Below are 16,212 nucleotides of genomic sequence, written 5' to 3'. Positions count from 1 at the left end.
CGCCTCCATTGCGCTTGAACGGCCGGAAACTGGCCTAAACCGGGGCACATCGCTGGTGTGGATATTGCACCCCGTCAAGCGTTGATCCGGCCGCGGGGTGACGGATGACAGTGAGGCAACGTGGGTAACGGACGTCCGATGCAGGTCTATCTCGCGCAACCACGCGGTTTTTGTGCAGGAGTCGTGCGCGCGATCGAGATCGTGGAGCGCGCGCTGGAGAAATACGGGCCGCCCGTCTATGTGCGCCATGAGATCGTGCACAACAAATACGTCGTCGAAAACCTGAAGAACAAGGGCGCCATCTTCGTCGAGGACCTCTCCGAAGTGCCGCCGCTGGCGGTGACCGTGTTCAGCGCCCATGGCGTGGCCCGCTCGGTGGAAGAGGAAGCAGCCGTCCGGGGCCTGCCGGTGCTCAATGCAACTTGTCCGCTCGTAACCAAGGTCCACAACCAGGGCAAGCGTTACATGTCCAAAGGCCGGACCCTGGTCCTGATCGGCCACGCCGGGCATCCCGAGGTCGAGGGCACCATGGGCCAGGTTCCCGGCCCGGTCCACCTGGTCCAGAATGAGGCAGAGGTGGCGGAATTGCCGATGCCGGCCGATACGCCAATGGCCTATATCACCCAGACCACACTCAGCGTCGATGATACCAAGGATATCATCGCCGCCCTCCAGGCCCGCTTTACAGACATTCAAGGTCCGGATATCCGGGATATCTGCTATGCGACACAGAACCGCCAATCTGCGGTAAGGGACCTATCTAAGCTGGTGGATGTGATCTTGGTGGTCGGCGCCACCAACAGCTCCAACTCGAACAGGCTGCGCGAGATCGGTACCGAGGCCGGGGTCGCGAGTTATCTGATCGCAGACGGGAGCGAGCTCAATCCTGAATGGCTGAAGGAGGCCAAGGCCGTCGGCATCACTGCCGGCGCCTCGGCGCCGGAAGTTCTTGTCGACGACGTCATCGAAGCCCTGCGGCGCATCGGACCGGTCGAGGTCTCCGTGCTCCCGGGACGGGAAGAAAACATCGAATTCCGCCTGCCGGCCGAGCTGGTCGCGGGCTAATCGCAATCCGTTTGGTCCAGAAAGAAGACACGCAATGGCAATCCCCTTCCATAAGGAACTGCGCATCGGGGCCTATCTGATGAAGCAGAAGCTTCTCGGCCGCAAACGCTACCCGCTGGTCTTGATGTTGGAGCCCCTCTTCCGCTGCAACCTCGCCTGTGCCGGCTGCGGCAAGATCGATTATCCGGATGCGATCCTGAACCGTCGCATGACGGCGCAGGAGTGCTGGGACGCCGCCGACGAATGCGGCGCGCCGATGGTGGCGATCCCCGGCGGCGAACCCCTGATCCACAAGGAGATCGGCGAGATCGTGCGCGGCCTGGTGGCGCGCAAGAAGTTCGTCTCGCTGTGCACCAACGCCCTGCTCCTGGAGAAGAAGCTCGACCTGTTCGAGCCCTCGCCCTACCTCTTCTTCTCGGTGCATCTCGACGGTCTGCGCGACCACCACGACAAGGCGGTGTCGCAGAAGGGCGTGTTCGATCGCGCGGTGTCCGCGATCAAGGCGGCGAAGGCGCGCGGCTTCACCGTCAACGTCAACGCCACTGTCTTCGACGGTCATCCGGCCGAGGAGATCGCCAAGTTCCTCGACTTCACCACCGAGCTCGGCGTCGGCGTCACCATGTCGCCCGGCTATGCCTACGAGCGCGCGCCGGACCAGGAGCACTTCCTGAACCGCACCAAGACCAAGCAGCTGTTCCGCGACGTGTTCGCGCGCGGCAAGGGCAAGAAGTGGAATTTCATGCACTCCGGCCTGTTCCTGGACTTCCTGGCCGGCAATCAGGAATTCGAGTGCACGCCCTGGGGCATGCCGGCCCGCAACATCTTTGGCTGGCAGAAGCCCTGCTATCTGCTCGGCGAGGGCTATACGAAGACCTTCAAGGAGCTGATGGAAACCACCGATTGGGATTCCTACGGCACCGGCAAGTACGAGAAGTGCGCCGACTGCATGGCCCATTGCGGTTACGAGGCGACGGCAGCCAACGCCGCGCTGACCAACCCGCTGAAGGCGATGTGGGTCAGCCTGCGCGGCATCAAGACCACGGGCCCGATGGCACCGGAGATCGACCTCTCCAAGCAGCGCCCGGCGCAGTACGTGTTCTCGGCCGAGGTGCAGAAGCGCCTGTCCGAGATCCGCCGCGACGAAGCGCTGGAAGCGCAGCAGCCGAAAAAGGCATCGACGGCGGCCTAAAGCCACGACGCAACGGTCCGCGAGCCACACGGGCCGCCGGTTTGCCGAGACGATCTCGGCAAACCGGCGGCTTTTTTCGTGTGCCAGCAGAAATCCGTCGCGCCAACTCAGCCCGCCCCCATCAATGCGTCAGGCCAAGGAGGCTGTCCGCCAGGACATCTCGATCGCCCTGACGACGACAGCAGAGCGTAGCCGGCGCTCAGCAACACGGCCGCCCGCCCCCCAACGCGATCATCGCCTCACCGACCCACTATCCAAGCTCGTGACGACGCGAGCCGGCACCGCGCTGCCCATTATATATGCTGTGATATAGCGATATCTCCCGCACCCGCATTGCTTACCGTCATATAAGCGCAACTATAGCGGTATATGTAACTAATTAGGTAGACCCTGGGGTTGAGTCTACCGTTGGTGGCTCCAAGGATTGATACTGACCTTGGGCGCATGGAAAGAAATGAAAGGGAATCACGTTGAACAGAGGCAATAATATAAGGCGTGTCATGCAAGGCGGCCTCGCCGCGGCTTTGCTGGCGACATCGTCGTTCGGGGCACAGGCAGCCAATATCAACATCGCGGTTGCATCGAATTTCTACAATTCGGGCCAGGCCGGCAGCAGCGCGATCGCGGATCTCATCGCCGCCTTCCAGACCGCCAACCCTGGAAGCACGGTCACAGTCGTCCAAAACGGGGCGACCGGCACGCTCGAAAGTCAAATCACGGGCGGCAATGGGCTCGGCGTCGACCTCTTCCTGGCCGCCGACACCGCGCATCCCCAGGATCTCGCGACCAATTATTCATCACTGGTGGTCGGCAGCCCATTCAACTACGCCGTCGGCACGCTCGTGTTCTGGAGCAATACGCCGAATGTGAACGTGACCTGCAGCAGCGGCGGAAGCTGTGGCTATAATTCGAGCACCTATCACAACGTGGCGATCGCCAATCCGAGCACGGCTCCCTATGGCCTCGCGGCCAACACGGTGCTGACCGGTCGCTACGGCCTGACAGCGCCGCTTTCGACCAATCCGTTGGTCAGCGAGTACAGCAACATCGACACGACACTTGCCGCCGTGAAGAACCAGACTGCGACTGTCGGTTTCGTGGCTTTGTCGCAAATCTGCCAGAACGGAAGCTACCCGACATCGGGCAGCGCCTTGGTCTATCCGCCGACCGATACCAGCGTATCTCCTGTCATCTTCAACTATAACCCTATCGTGCAAGCCGGCATCAGAATTGCGCGTACCCGCACGACGGACCAGAACACCGAACTTGACGCTTTTGTCGCCTATCTGACCGATTATACGACGTTGCCGCCGTCGCAGATGATCACCACCCTGACGAACTATTGCTACAGCACTCCATAGCAAACAGCCGTCCGCATCGAGCTACGGCGCTGCTTCGGCAACGCTGTAGCTCGTCTTCGAGGCACATCATGGCATGATCGCATGCGCGCGCGTACCTTTGTGATGAACACAGCTGTCGGCGGAAAAAATCAGCAGTATCTGACGAGCAGTGTTGCCGACTGAGTATTGACTTACCCACCGCAGCTCCTTTAACGATATGTTTACTTATATATAGCGCATGTCGTTAGTAGTGAGTTTCCGTGATGTTCGATCAGTTCCTGACTGTCCGCATCCGCCGGACAGAGCGTCGCCGGCCTCCCGTTTGTTTCGCCACCATGACTGCGGTGACGGCGTTATTGATCGGACAACGCGCGACATTCGCCGCTCCCCTCGGCGGCACAGTGGTCGAAGGCTCAGCCGGCATCTCCCAGGCCGGAAGCACCACCAACATCAATCAATCCTCCAATAAAGCGATCATCAACTGGCAAGGCTTCTCAATCGGCACGGGTGAAACCGTCAACTTCAACCAGCCAGGCAGTTCGTCAGTCACCCTCAACCGGGTGATCGGCAACGAGACCAGTGTCATTTCGGGCGCGCTCAATGCCAATGGACAGGTTTTCATCGTCAATTCGGCCGGCGTTCTGTTCGGCAAGAACGCCCAGGTCAATGTCGGCGGCTTGGTCGCGTCGACGCTCGATATCTCCAACGCCAATTTCATGGCGGGCAAGTACACCTTCTCCGGCAATTCGGCGGCGTCCGTCGTCAACCAGGGCAGCATCCACGCCCATGGCGGCGGCTACGTCGCGCTGCTCGGCAACACGGTTGCGAACGACGGCGTGATTTCCGCAAGGCTCGGCACCGTCGCCATGGCCGCCGGCAGCCAGATCACCCTCAATTTCGGCGGCAACTCGCTGCTCGACGTCACCATCGACCGCGGCACCTTGAATGCGCTGGTCGAGAACAAGCGCGCCATCATCGCCGACGGCGGGCAAGTCATCATGACCGCCAAGGCGGCAGATGGCGTGCTGTCGGCGCAGGTCAACAATTCCGGCATCATCCAGGCGCGCACCATGGCCGCCCTCACGGGCGGCTCGGGCAAGACGCGCGCCGCCAAAACCGGTTCGATCAAGCTGATCGCCGACGGCGGCACCACCACAGTCTCGGGCAAGCTCGACGCCTCGGCGCCGAAAGGCGGCGACGGCGGAGCGATCGAGACCAGCGGCAACAAGGTGAAGATCGCGGATGACGCGGTCATCACCACTCTGGCTCCGAGCGGCAAGAGCGGAACGTGGCTGATCGATCCGGATGGCTACACCATCGCATCGAGCGGTGGCGACACCACGGGCGCCGCCCTATCAGCCCTGCTCGCCACCAACGGAACGGTGACTATTGCTTCGACCAGCGGGAACGGGACGGACGGCAACATCAACGTCAACGACACGATCAGCTGGTCGACCAACTCAAACCTCGTGCTGAATGCCACCAACGGCATCAACATCAATTCGGCCATCACGGCCGCCAGCGGCGGCTTGACATTGAATGCGACCGGCCAGATCAGCACGATCGCCGCCGTCAATGTCGGCACCTTCACGCTGGCGAGCGGCACATGGCGACAGGTCGGCACGGCCCTGGCAAGCTTCAGCGCGGCTGACTTCCGGATAGCCGGCGGGACATTCATTCGTGCGTTGGGCGGCGATGGCAGCAGCGCCAACCCGTATCAGATCGCCGACGTCTACGGCCTGCAGGGTATCGGCTCGACCTCCCTGTTGGGGAGTTCGGTCGTGCTGGCCAATGACGTGGACGCGAGCGGAACGGCAAGCTGGAACAGCGGTGCCGGCTTCACGCCGATCGGAAACTTGACGACGGCGTTCTCAGGCGTTTTCGACGGCGGCAACCATACCATCAGGGGCCTGACCATCAACGCGGCGACCTCCAATGTCGGCCTGTTCGGCGTAGTCGGATTGAACGCGGCAGTCCACGACATCGGCATCACAAATGCCACGATTGTGGGGTCCGCCGGCACTGTGGGCGGTCTCGCCGGAAAAAATAGTGGGACGATCAGTAATTCTTACATCGCGGTCTCGAATATATCCGGGAGCGGCAATCTGGGCGGCTTGGTCGGCTGGAACAATTCGGGCGGCGTGATCCAAAGCAGCTACGCGGATGGTGTCACGGTGGCCGGGACCGCGACTGCCGTCGGCGGTCTGGTCGGGGCCACGTCTGCACGCAGTACTGTCAAGGATAGTCACGCGACCAGCGCGGCAGTTTCTGGCAAACAGTACATCGGCGGGCTTGCGGGATCCAATGCCGGCACTTTGGACAACACCTACGCAACAGGGACCGTGAACGCAGTCAGTTCGACCGTTGTAGGGATCGGAGGACTGGTCGGTTATAGCGTCGGTACGATCTCGAACTCCCACTCCGATGTGGCGCAAATCACCGTCACAGGCGGCAATGCCGTCGGCGGGCTCGCTGGAGGCGCATCCGGTTCGATCAGCAACTCCTACGCGGACACTGCCATTTCTGCGACGAACAGCCTCAACGTCGGAGGTCTTGTCGGCTACAACTCAGCTACGATCACAGGTTCACACGCCACTGGCGACATAACCGTCGTCGCCGCAGTTTCCGGTGGCACAGGGATCGGCGGACTGGTCGGGACGAGTTCGGGCTCCACCTCCATCTCCGATTCCTATGCGAGCGGCAACGTTACCGTGACAGGGGCGGCCGCGGGATCTTGTCCGAACAACCGTTGCGGCATCGGCGGCCTTGTCGGCATCCTCGGCGGCGGAAGCACCATCTCGGGCTCGCACGCGACCGGCAATGTGACGGCGCCAGACAGCAGTTCCGTCGGCGGCCTGGTGGGCGACACCGGCGGAGTCACCATCGTGGATTCGTATGCGACGGGCAACGTTATCGGGCGATCGGCAGTCGGCGGACTCGTTGGCAGAAGTACGGGCGTGGCTTTCCCGAGCGGCAAGGGTAGCACGTTCAGCGGGGATCACGCCTCGGGAAACGTCACGTCGAACGATCCAAACAGTGCAAATACCGGCAGCCTGGTCGGCATGTCCGACAACACAACCGTCACCAACTCGGCCGGATCTGGGCGCGTGTCGACCGTTGCCAGCAGAGCGCAGGACGCAGCAGATGCCGCTGCCCAGGCTGCGGCGGAGGCAGCCGCCAGGGCCGCTGCCGCCAAGGAAGCAGCAGCCAAGGAAGCCGCTGCCAAGGAAGCCGCTGCCAAGGAGGCAGCTGCCAAGGAAGCAGCTGCCCAAACTGCCCAGGCCGCTTCGCGATCCGCCAACACTGTGGCGAGCAATGCAGCAACGTCCGCCGCGACACCGCCAAACCCGGCGTCTTCCACGGCCGGCACGCAGGCAACGAGCTCTCCGGCCGGCGAGAGGATGGACGACAGCCTCAAGACAATCGGGAACCGCGTCAAGGCCGACGACGATCGCGCCCGCCGCCGCACGACCGCGGCAGTCGCCGGCGCGTTAGCTGCACGCCGCGGCCGTGGCAACAATGGCAATGGCGGTTCCGATCTGGGCGCGACCATCCGCAGCATCGAGGTCGACGGCGAGCGGTTCGACCTGCAGGGCGGCGGCAAGAAAGGCGCTCCGGCTGAGAAGCCCCAATGACCGCCATTGGTGAACCGGCCGTCCTCATCACAGCAAATTCCAAAGGTAGTTGGTCCATGAAGTCAGCCGCAATTCTCGTTTGCTGTGGCGTGCTCTCCACGACGCTGATCTCAGCCCAACCGTCGCAGGCGCAGACACAAGCACAGACGTTGCCGGGCATTGGCGACGCGGTGCGGCAGGCGGACGAAACCCGCAAGCATGCTCCGTCCCCTCAGACCAATGCCGAGCCTGTGCTGCCGCGGCTGGTCGACCCGCCATTCACGCTCAACGACCACGAAAAGCTGCTGGTCCGCTCGATTCAGGTCGACGGCCCGAAGCTGACGGGAGAGGCCGAGTTGCGCGCGATCCTGGCGCCCTACGAGAACCGCAGGCTCACCTTGGCCGAAATCTACGAGGCCGCCGACAAGGTGACGCTGCTTTACCGCAACAGCGGCTATCTCGTCGCCAAGACCTATGTGCCGGCCCAGAACGCGCGCAAGGGCGTGCTGCGGTTCAAGATCGTCGTCGGCAAGTACGGCACCATCACCCTGAAGAACGAGTCGCTGGTCCGCGACGATTTCCTGCGCGGCGTGATCGATCAGGCGCTGGCCGCCTCGCCGTTCATCCACCAGGACGAGCTCGAACGGGCCATGCTGCTGACCTCCGATCTGCCCGGCGCCGGCATGCCGCGGGTTGCGATCGCGCGCGGGCAGCAGCCTGAGACGTCCGATTTCGTGTTCGGCGTGCCGGAAGCGCGGCGCGTCGACGGCTACCTGCTCGCTGACAATTTCGGCTCGCCCTACACCGGCCGCGACCGGCTCACCGGCGGCATCAACCTGAACTCGCCGCTCGGCTTCGGCGACCGGCTCTCGGCGTTCGGGATCGTGACGGACGACAAACATCTCTTGAACGGGCGGATCGCCTATTCTGCTCCGCTTGGCTATAATGGATTGCGCGGCGAGATCGCAGCCTATCGTACCACCTATACGCTCGGAAGCATCTATCAGAGCCTCAACGCGACCGGCACTGCCGACGCGTTCAGCGCCGCCCTGACTTATCCCGTGCTGCGCGGACGCGACGAGAGCATCTATATCTCAGGCGGATACACCCATAAGAAGCTGAACGACAACGTCCTCGGCGTGTCCATCGCCGACCGCAACATGGACGTCGGACTCCTCAGCGTCACCCGCGACACCGTGGGCGCTCTTGCGGGGCTGCCACTGATCACCAGTGCGATGTTTTCCATCTCCGGAGGCACGGTGGATTTTCCCGATCCGGCGCAACGGGCGGCGAATCTCGCCGGCGTCCACACTGCGGGCGACTTTGCGAAGATCAATCTGAACCTCAATGCGGTGCTGGCCTTCACGGACAAGCTGTCGCTTGCGACCAGCGTCCGGGCGCAAAAATCCCTGCGCGGCAATCTGGATTCCAGCGAACAACTCGGCCTGACCGGCTATTACGGCGTGCGGTCCTATGACGAGGGATTGGCCGGCGATAGCGGCTATCTGTTCACGCCAGAGCTGAGATACGCCCTGCCCGAGATTCAGAGTTATCGCCACTCGGTCGGCCTGTTCACCGATGTCGGTGCGGTCTGGCTGGAGAACCCGGCGTTCACGACGCTGCAGAAGGGCTACACCCAACTCAATGCCGTCGGCCTCGGCTATTACGCGAATTACGAATATTCGCCGAGGCGGCTGGTGCTGCTCAAGGCCCAGGTCGCCCACAGCTATGGCTCGAATGCCGGCGCGCAAACTTACGACCGCGGCACCAAGGCCCTGGTGCAGATCGGCGTGACCTTCTGACCAAACCGCTCAACCTCCGGGAAGATCCACATGGAGATGCAATGGCTGTCGGCCGCAATCGACTACGGCATCATCGGGGTTCTGATCGCACTGAGCATCGTCGTCGTCGCCATCGTGCTCGAGCGGATCTTCTTCTTCCGCGCCGTGGATCTGGACAGCTTCACGAATATCAAGGCGCTTGAACTGGAACTGACCCGGCGCCTCATCGTCGTCGCCTCCGTCGCCTCCAACGCTCCCTATATCGGCCTGCTCGGCACCGTGCTCGGCATCATGCTGACGTTCTACAACATGGGACTCGATGCCTCGGCGGATGCCAGCAAGATCATGGTCGGCCTTGCACTGGCGTTGAAGGCCACCGCGGTCGGCCTCGTGGTCGCCCTGGTGTCGGTGGTCTCCTACAACGCGCTGCTGCGCAAGACCAAGGTATTGCTCGTGCGGTGGGAGATCGCCCATGGATGAGAAACCATTCGAGACCCTCAACGTCATTCCCTTCGTCGACATCATGCTGGTGCTGCTGACCATGGTGCTGACGACAGCGAACTTCATCGCCACCGGGCGCATTCCGCTCGCCTTGCCTCAGGCTTCGCAGACCAAGGTCGAAAAGCACAAGGACATCATCATCGAGATCTCCGCCACCGGCGCGCTGGCATTCGACAGCGCGCTGGTGACGAAGGACGAGCTGGAAAGCCGGATCAAGGCGCTGCCGCCGGAGACGTCGTTCCTGATCCGCGCCGATCGCGCCACGCCGTTCCAGAACTTCGTGGACGTCGCCGACCTTCTCAAGCGGCTCAACTTCAGCAAGACCGCCGTGCAGACCCAGACTCTGTCCCGGTAGCGGCGTTCTCCGGGAAGGAAGACCGCCATGCCTGCAGACAACACCAGCCGAAGATCCTGGTTCACGATCTGGCATGGTCTTGCAGCCTCGCTGCTGCTCCATGCCGCGCCGGCCGCTTCGTACGTCTGGTCCACGTGGGCCGCACCACCGGACGAACCGTCGAGCCTGGTGGTCGAATTGCAAGGCGCCGTCGCGGACACTCAAACCGAAGCGATCGTGCAGCAGGAGATCAAGGGCTCCGTCGAGCAGGATAAGCCAGAACCGACGAAGCCCGCGCAAACGCCCGCTTCGGAAGCCGCCGAACAACATCCGATCGATGACCAGGATGCGGCGATGCCGCCGCCCGCGCCTCGACCGACGGAACAGAAGCCGGAGCCGCAGGCCGACACAAAATCAGCCGGCACCAGCGACAACACCATCGCCGGTGCTCAGGAGGGTCAGGTCGCCCATACCGTCCAGCCCGATCGCAAGGCGGAGATCGCTCTGCGCCGCGAATATGGAGCGCGGTTGTCGAAGAGAGTGCAGGCCCACTTGGTCTATCCCGACGACGCTCGCAAGGCCAAGCTTCAGGGCACCGCGAAGGTATCCTTCGTCGTTCTGCCAAGCGGAGATATCCGTCCGGAAACCCTGAAGATCGTTGCCAGCAGCGGCCAACCGCTTCTCGACACCAGCGCGCTGAAGACCATTCGCGCCAGCGTGCCTTTCGATCCCGCACCGGCCGAGATGCCCATCGCCATTGCCGTCGAGTTCGGGCGCCAGCGTTGACGTCCCGCTCCGAAGGCCGGGACTGAACTCAGCCCTCGGCGGCAGCAAGCTCCGTGGTGCCGGCAAATGCCTCAGCCCCCAAGAGGCTGTTCAGTAGAAAATCGCGGCAACCGCGCAGCGACCGCAGAGCAAGATTGAACTCGATGCCGGTCGAGACCAAGCCCCGCAGCACGCCGGGATTGCGCGCTACGCCGCGCAGGATCAGCGGCAGATCGATGTCGCCATTCGGCTTGATGGCGTCCTTGGCCAGCGACGGCAGCGTGCGGTGGGCAGGATCGGAGATCACGCGCAGCGCCGCGAAAGGCAGGCCGTATTCGGTGGCATAGGCCGCCGCGATATGGCTCTCCATATCGACCGCAGCCGCGCCCGTGCTCATCCGCAGCGCCGCCTTGCGCGCCTGCGCCACCACGACCTCCTCGGCCCCGGCAAGCACGCCGCGAACCACCCGGCGTCGGCCGAGGGCCGCGCGCGCGATATGCGACTCGCTCAAGGACAGCCCGGCAAACCAGCGCGCGTCACCGGCGGTGACCTCCGTCGCCACGACGATATCGCCGGCCTTCAGTGACGGATCCAGTCCGCCAGCCACGCCGAAGCTGATGACGCCGCGAATCGAGGTCGGGTCGAACACGGTGAGCAGCGAGCGCAATTGCTGCGGATCGCTCGAACTGCAGATGACCATCATCCCAGGACCAGCCGCGATACGGGCTTCCTGTACCAGGCCAGTCACAACCAAGACTGGCCGCGGATCGATCGGGCGATCCGCGGACGTTCTGTCCCCCGTCCCCAATTTCACAATCCGACCCCTGCTATCTCTTGTCCCAATTTCTCCGCCGCGGGGGACACCCGAAGCGAGAAGCATTCACAAATCCTACGATTACGCAGAAAGAATTCGTCAGGAAACCCCGTTTACGCCGCAGTGCGGCCGTCCGACATGCGTTTTTTGCCCGGTGTTGCCATTTGGTCCTGCGTGCTGTGCGAAAGCGATGGAGGGCATGCCTTCATCAGCGCCCGGCCCGTTATATAGCAAAATTCATGCCATTCCAGCAGAACCGAGCCGCAAAATCGACTCAGGCGTCGCCAATACCGGCCCGAGGGTAGCCGAGCTCAACCGCTCGCCAGCATGAGATCCGCCGCGCGGTCCCCGGAGCGCACCGAGCCTTCGATGGTGGCTGGCAACCCGGTATCGGTCCAATCACCGGCAAGCGCCAGATTCTGGAACGCGGTCTTCGGGCCCGGCCGGAGCGCGTTCTGTTCCGGGGTCGCCTCGAAGGTGGCCCGCCGCTCGCGGACGATCTGCCAAGGGGGCAATTGCGCCGGCAGGTCGGCCGAAATCCCGGCGGCCTTGCGGATATCGGCCCAGATCGCCGCGGCGAGCTCCTCGCGCGGCTGGTCGACCAGGCGGTCGCCATTGCTGATCGTCACCGACAACCGCTGCGGAAAAGCAAACAGCCATTCGACCAGGCCGCCGACCACGCCCAGGATAGGCGCGGCGTCGCGCGGCGGGTCGACGCGGAAATGCGCATTGACGATCGCGCGGAATTTGGTCGGCGCCGGCAGGCCCGGCAGCAGCGCCTGCGCCGCCCTCGGCGGCACTGCCAGCACGACCACATCGTTCGGACCCACTGCGATGGTCTCGCCCCCGCCGAAGGCCAGCCCCGACACGCGGCCGCCGGAGGTTTCCAAGCTGCGCAGCTCGCGCCCGGTGCGCACGCTGCCGCCTCTGCTTTCCAGGAATTTGACCGCAGGATCGATCAGCACGCCGGAGAGACCGTCGCGCGCGATCAGCGGCCGGCATGCCTGCCCGCCGGCGAGCAAGGTCTCCCGCACGATCGCGCCGGCAAGTCCGGCCGAGCCTTCCGGCGGGTCGCAGTTCAGCGCCGCCAGCAGCAGCGGCTGAACCAGGCGATCGTATAAAGTGCCCTTGCAGGGAATGGTGCTGCCGATCGTCTTGTTCGTGCCGGCCCAAATCAGCGGCGACAGCGCGAGATAGTCGCGCAAGGCCGTATCCGGCACGCGCCGGCTCGCATCGAACACCCACAGCGGCAACCGGCCATCGCCGAGATCGAGCAGCCAGCGCTGACCCGTCCTGATGTCGACGAAGGCGAATTGCGCCTGTTTGGGCCCGACCAGGCCCGCCTCCGAACCAATGGTGCGCGCGTAAGCCAGCGCATGATGGTTGGCCGACAGCAAAAGGTGATTGCCGTTGTCGATCACCAGATCGGTCGCGGCATCATAATAGGAGCGGCAGCGACCGCCGATCTGCTGCGTCGCCTCGTGGACATGCACGACATAGCCGGCATTGGCGAGCCGCACGCCGGCCGAAAGACCGGAGATCCCGGCACCGATGATGTGAGCGGTTTTCTGCATCAGATGAGGGCGTAACGGAGGATGATGCCGAGCTTGGTGAGCTTGCTCACATGCACCGGCTCGCGAGGGGCATTGAAGCCGCGCGCGAGCAGCAGATCGAGCACGGCACGATAGTATTTGGACATGATCCGCGGCGCGCGCACCGCCCGGCGGCGATTGCGCTGCATGATCTCGTCGGATTTTTCGAAATGTGCCTTGGCGTGAACGGCGAGCGAGTTGCAGACCTTCGGCAAGGCGCGCTCTGCGGTCACCTTGGCCGGATCGTCGCCGGTGATGCCGGCATGCAGGAGCGCTTCGCGCGGCAGATAAAGCCTTCCGAGCTGCGCGTCCTCGTCGATATCGCGCAGGATGTTGGTGAACTGCAGCGCGCGGCCGAGATGATGCGCAAGCAGAATGCCGTCCTGCTCCGGCATGCCGAACACACGAACAGAGAGGCGTCCGACGGCGCTCGCCACCCGATCGCAATAGAGATCGAGGGTCGCGAAATCGGGCGCGCGGATGTCCTGCGGCACATCCATCTCCATGCCGTCGATGACCGCAAGGAAGTCCTCGCGCTTCAGGCCGAACGTCTTGACCGTGCGGACGTAATCGCGCAGCCGCGCCGGCGGATGGCCCTGATACAATGCGTCGATATCCTCCCGCCAGCGCTGCAGGGCGGCGAGCCGCTCGTCGCGTGGCCCCTCGGAGTCGGCGATGTCGTCGACCTGGCGGCAGAAGCTGTAGATCTGCAGCATCGCCTCGCGCTGCGCGCGCGGCAGGATCCGCATGGCCGCGTAGAACGAGCTGCCGGACGCGGCAGCCTCGTAATCGGGAGTCTCGGCGGTGGCTTCGAACGTCATGCGCCGGCCGCCGTTTTCGAGGCCGGATGACGTCCGGCCAGGCGACGGCCGATTTCGCCGGTGACGGCGCCGACGCTGCAGCCAAGTAGTTCGAGCGGGCTGAGATGGACGCGTTCGCTCAAGGGGTCGCGCTCCTTCAACATGCGCACGATACGATCCGCAAAGGCCTGAATCAGGGCGATCTCGAGCCCGAGCCGGAAATCCTTCACGCCGCTGTTCAAATCCCTGCCCTCGTCGAGCAGCGCTTCATTGCGTTCGGCAAGCTTGTGCAGACAGGCGAGCAGCGGCGCCGGCGCCTTCGGCTCGCCCAGCATCTCGACGGTGGCGCCATGGTCGGCCAGCACGTCTTGCGGAAGATAGATGCGGTTGAGCGCCCTATAATCCTTGCCGCAGTCCTGAAGATGGTTGTTGATCTGCAAGCCCGCGCAGATCGCGTCCGAGGCCGGCCAGGTCGCGGTGCTCTCGCCGTGGACATCGAGCAGGAAGCGCCCGACCGGCATGGCGGAATAACGGCAGTAGTGAATGAGTTCGTCCCAGTTTTCGTAGCGCAGCTTGGTCACGTCCATGCGAAAGGCGGCCAACAGATCGAGCGCATGGCGCGGCGACATCGCCCGTTCGGCGAAGGCGCGACGCAAATTGACCGCGACGTCCTGCGTGTCGCCCGTGCCGGTCAGTTCGGCCTCGAGCAGATCGAGCAGCCGCAGTTTCTCATCGGCCGCGAGCGTCGGATGGTCGGCGATGTCGTCTGCGGTTCGGACGAAGTTGTAAAAGGAGAGGATCAGCGGCCGGTGCTCTGGGCGGATGATCCAGGAGGCCACTGGAAAGTTCTCGTCCCGGTGTGTCTTGCCGGATCGCAAATCGCTCGCGGTGGTCATAGGGAAAACAAACTATCAGGTTGACAGGCGCAGTGGCGAACAATGCCCGTCCCTCGCCGATCGCGAAGGATTGCCGGTCTCATATAGGCGAAGATGCAGCCAAAACCAATGCAAACTGCACAATCCGGCCCGCCGGCGCCTCAAACGGTGCGGGCGGGCCGTTAACCCAACTTCGGAAGACGAGGGCTTATTGGTTGTGGGTCTTCAGGACTTGATCGCAAGCCTGGCTGATCTTGGTGCGATTCTCCTTCAGGCAGGCCAAGACGGTGAAATCGCCCTGATCCATCACGGGCCGGCAGTATTTCTGCACGTCACGCGTACAAGCCGCCTGTTCCTCGGGAGTACCGCTGCGCCCAGCGGCCTGCTGTGCGTAAGCACCGGTGGAGACGGAGAGCGACAGCAGGGAAAGTGCAAGAAAGATCTTACGCATCTTGTTCCTTCATTCGACAGCCGGACATTCCCGACGACCGATGGCGTCAGGAAACGACCGTTCGGTTTGCAAGAGCCGCACGCCCTCCCAGCGCCCGAAACGCTGCCAAATGCGGCCAGATTTGCGTCCAAAAGTTCCGAACCGAACCGGCTCGGGGTCGATCATTTCGCATAAACAAGCTTTTGATACTAGGGCATTATTTTACAGTCGCGGTTTTTCGCATTTGGCTGTTGCATGCATGCCGCGCACACCGTTAGATGCGCCGCCGCCGAAACCACGAGGAGCGGTTTGCGGCTTCGCCAACCGCAGCCTTCGAACCGCGCCGCTCGTCCGTCATTTGAACCTCACTGGGTGCGGAGACACTAAGTGGTCGATGCGGCGAGACGTGTCTTGCGGAAGAGCGTCAATTTGGATGGGAAACTCGATATGAAACTGTTTGGCTCAAGTCTCTCTGGACGCGTGATCAAGGCCGCAGGTCTGTCCGCTGCGTTGATGCTGTCCGTGTCCGCAAGCTACGCCCAATCCGGCGGCCCGTTTGCCGGCTTCGACGGCAACTGGTCGGGCACCGGGACGGTCGCGCTGTCGGATGGGACCACCGAGCGTATCCGCTGCAAGGCCAACTACCGAGTGGCCGGCGTGACCCTCAAGCAGAGCCTGCAATGCGCCAGCGACAGCTACAAGTTCATCCTGTCGAGCGACGTGACCAGCGAGGGCGACCGCATTTCCGGCAACTGGAGCGAGGCCAGCCGCAACTTGAACGGCGAATTGCAGGGCACCGCCGGCCGCGGCCAGATCGAGGTGTTCGTGCAGGCCGCCGGCTTTGCCGCCAGCCTGTCGCTGCGGACGAGCGGCAACAAGCAGACCGTGAGCATCAGCTCGAAGGGCGAAATCCGCGGCGTCAATATCACGATGTCGAAGACCTGATGGTCCCGGACGCGATCCGACACATCCGAATTCGCCAACGGCCCTGACCTCGTCAGGGCCGTTCGTTTTTAGCGGTGGTTTGCTCAACGCCTGCGGCCAAGCGCTTCGTTCAACCTGTCACATCTGCGCGGGCGTACGCCGCCGATATCCCCCATCGGCCCCGTCAT

The 16,212-nt window shown here is 63.2% G+C and carries 14 protein-coding genes; 9 read left to right on the top strand and 5 right to left on the bottom strand.

Going from position 1 to position 16,212, the window contains the following annotated elements; all coding sequences use genetic code 11:
* The first annotated feature begins 138 nt into the window (after positions 1-138).
* The 8 genes from ispH to QX034_RS23835 all read left to right on the top strand — a co-directional run bounded on the left by ispH (position 139) and on the right by QX034_RS23835 (position 10,610).
* Entirely contained in the window at positions 139-1,065 is a 927-nt protein-coding gene (gene ispH / locus QX034_RS23870; protein WP_315706350.1) for a 4-hydroxy-3-methylbut-2-enyl diphosphate reductase, read from the top strand.
* Positions 1,066-1,099: 34 nt separating this feature from the next.
* Positions 1,100-2,254 carry an adenosyl-hopene transferase HpnH gene (hpnH, locus tag QX034_RS23865; protein ID WP_315706187.1) on the top strand — a complete coding sequence of 385 codons (1,155 nt, stop codon included), beginning with the start codon at positions 1,100-1,102 and terminating at the stop codon, positions 2,252-2,254.
* Between the two features lie 500 nt (positions 2,255-2,754).
* Complete coding sequence (gene modA / locus QX034_RS23860; RefSeq protein ID WP_315706188.1) at positions 2,755-3,615, top strand: molybdate ABC transporter substrate-binding protein; 861 nt, start codon at positions 2,755-2,757, stop codon at positions 3,613-3,615.
* A gap of 242 nt (positions 3,616-3,857) precedes the next feature.
* Positions 3,858-7,229 carry a beta strand repeat-containing protein gene (locus tag QX034_RS23855; RefSeq protein WP_315706189.1) on the top strand — a complete coding sequence of 1,124 codons (3,372 nt, stop codon included), beginning with the start codon at positions 3,858-3,860 and terminating at the stop codon, positions 7,227-7,229.
* Positions 7,230-7,285: 56 nt separating this feature from the next.
* Positions 7,286-9,010, top strand: coding sequence for a ShlB/FhaC/HecB family hemolysin secretion/activation protein (locus tag QX034_RS23850; RefSeq protein WP_316195871.1), 1,725 nt, complete (start codon positions 7,286-7,288; stop codon positions 9,008-9,010).
* Positions 9,011-9,040: 30 nt separating this feature from the next.
* Positions 9,041-9,469, top strand: a complete 429-nt coding sequence (exbB, locus tag QX034_RS23845) for a TonB-system energizer ExbB (RefSeq protein ID WP_316195870.1) — start codon at positions 9,041-9,043, stop codon at positions 9,467-9,469.
* Complete coding sequence (locus QX034_RS23840) at positions 9,462-9,845, top strand: biopolymer transporter ExbD (protein WP_315706192.1); 384 nt, start codon at positions 9,462-9,464, stop codon at positions 9,843-9,845. Before exbB ends, QX034_RS23840 begins: the two co-directional genes overlap by 8 nt.
* A 216-nt stretch (positions 9,846-10,061) precedes the next feature.
* Complete coding sequence (locus QX034_RS23835; protein ID WP_316195869.1) at positions 10,062-10,610, top strand: TonB family protein; 549 nt, start codon at positions 10,062-10,064, stop codon at positions 10,608-10,610.
* Positions 10,611-10,638: 28 nt separating this feature from the next.
* Here the strand turns inward: QX034_RS23835 and QX034_RS23830 are convergent, their stop codons facing one another.
* The 5 genes from QX034_RS23830 to QX034_RS23810 all read right to left on the bottom strand — a co-directional run bounded on the left by QX034_RS23830 (position 10,639) and on the right by QX034_RS23810 (position 15,121).
* Positions 10,639-11,403, bottom strand: coding sequence for a phosphorylase (locus QX034_RS23830; protein WP_315706194.1), 765 nt, complete (start codon positions 11,401-11,403; stop codon positions 10,639-10,641).
* Between the two features lie 311 nt (positions 11,404-11,714).
* Entirely contained in the window at positions 11,715-12,977 is a 1,263-nt protein-coding gene (hpnE, locus tag QX034_RS23825; RefSeq protein ID WP_315706195.1) for a hydroxysqualene dehydroxylase HpnE, read from the bottom strand.
* Positions 12,977-13,816, bottom strand: coding sequence for a presqualene diphosphate synthase HpnD (gene hpnD, locus QX034_RS23820; protein ID WP_315706196.1), 840 nt, complete (start codon positions 13,814-13,816; stop codon positions 12,977-12,979). The genes hpnE and hpnD overlap by 1 nt, the downstream gene beginning before the upstream one ends.
* Positions 13,813-14,691 (bottom strand): squalene synthase HpnC, encoded by an 879-nt coding sequence (gene hpnC, locus QX034_RS23815; protein WP_315706197.1) that lies wholly within the window; start codon positions 14,689-14,691, stop codon positions 13,813-13,815. Before hpnC ends, hpnD begins: the two co-directional genes overlap by 4 nt.
* A gap of 187 nt (positions 14,692-14,878) precedes the next feature.
* Complete coding sequence (locus tag QX034_RS23810) at positions 14,879-15,121, bottom strand: hypothetical protein (protein ID WP_315706198.1); 243 nt, start codon at positions 15,119-15,121, stop codon at positions 14,879-14,881.
* Between the two features lie 426 nt (positions 15,122-15,547).
* Between QX034_RS23810 and QX034_RS23805 the strand changes: the two genes are divergently transcribed.
* Positions 15,548-16,045, top strand: a complete 498-nt coding sequence (locus QX034_RS23805) for a hypothetical protein (protein WP_315728559.1) — start codon at positions 15,548-15,550, stop codon at positions 16,043-16,045.
* Positions 16,046-16,212: the final 167 nt, after the last annotated feature.

The sequence above is a fragment of the Bradyrhizobium sp. SZCCHNR3119 genome (assembly GCF_032487775.1).
GTDB lineage: Bacteria > Pseudomonadota > Alphaproteobacteria > Rhizobiales > Xanthobacteraceae > Bradyrhizobium.
This window is presented reverse-complemented; position numbering and strand designations above follow the sequence as displayed.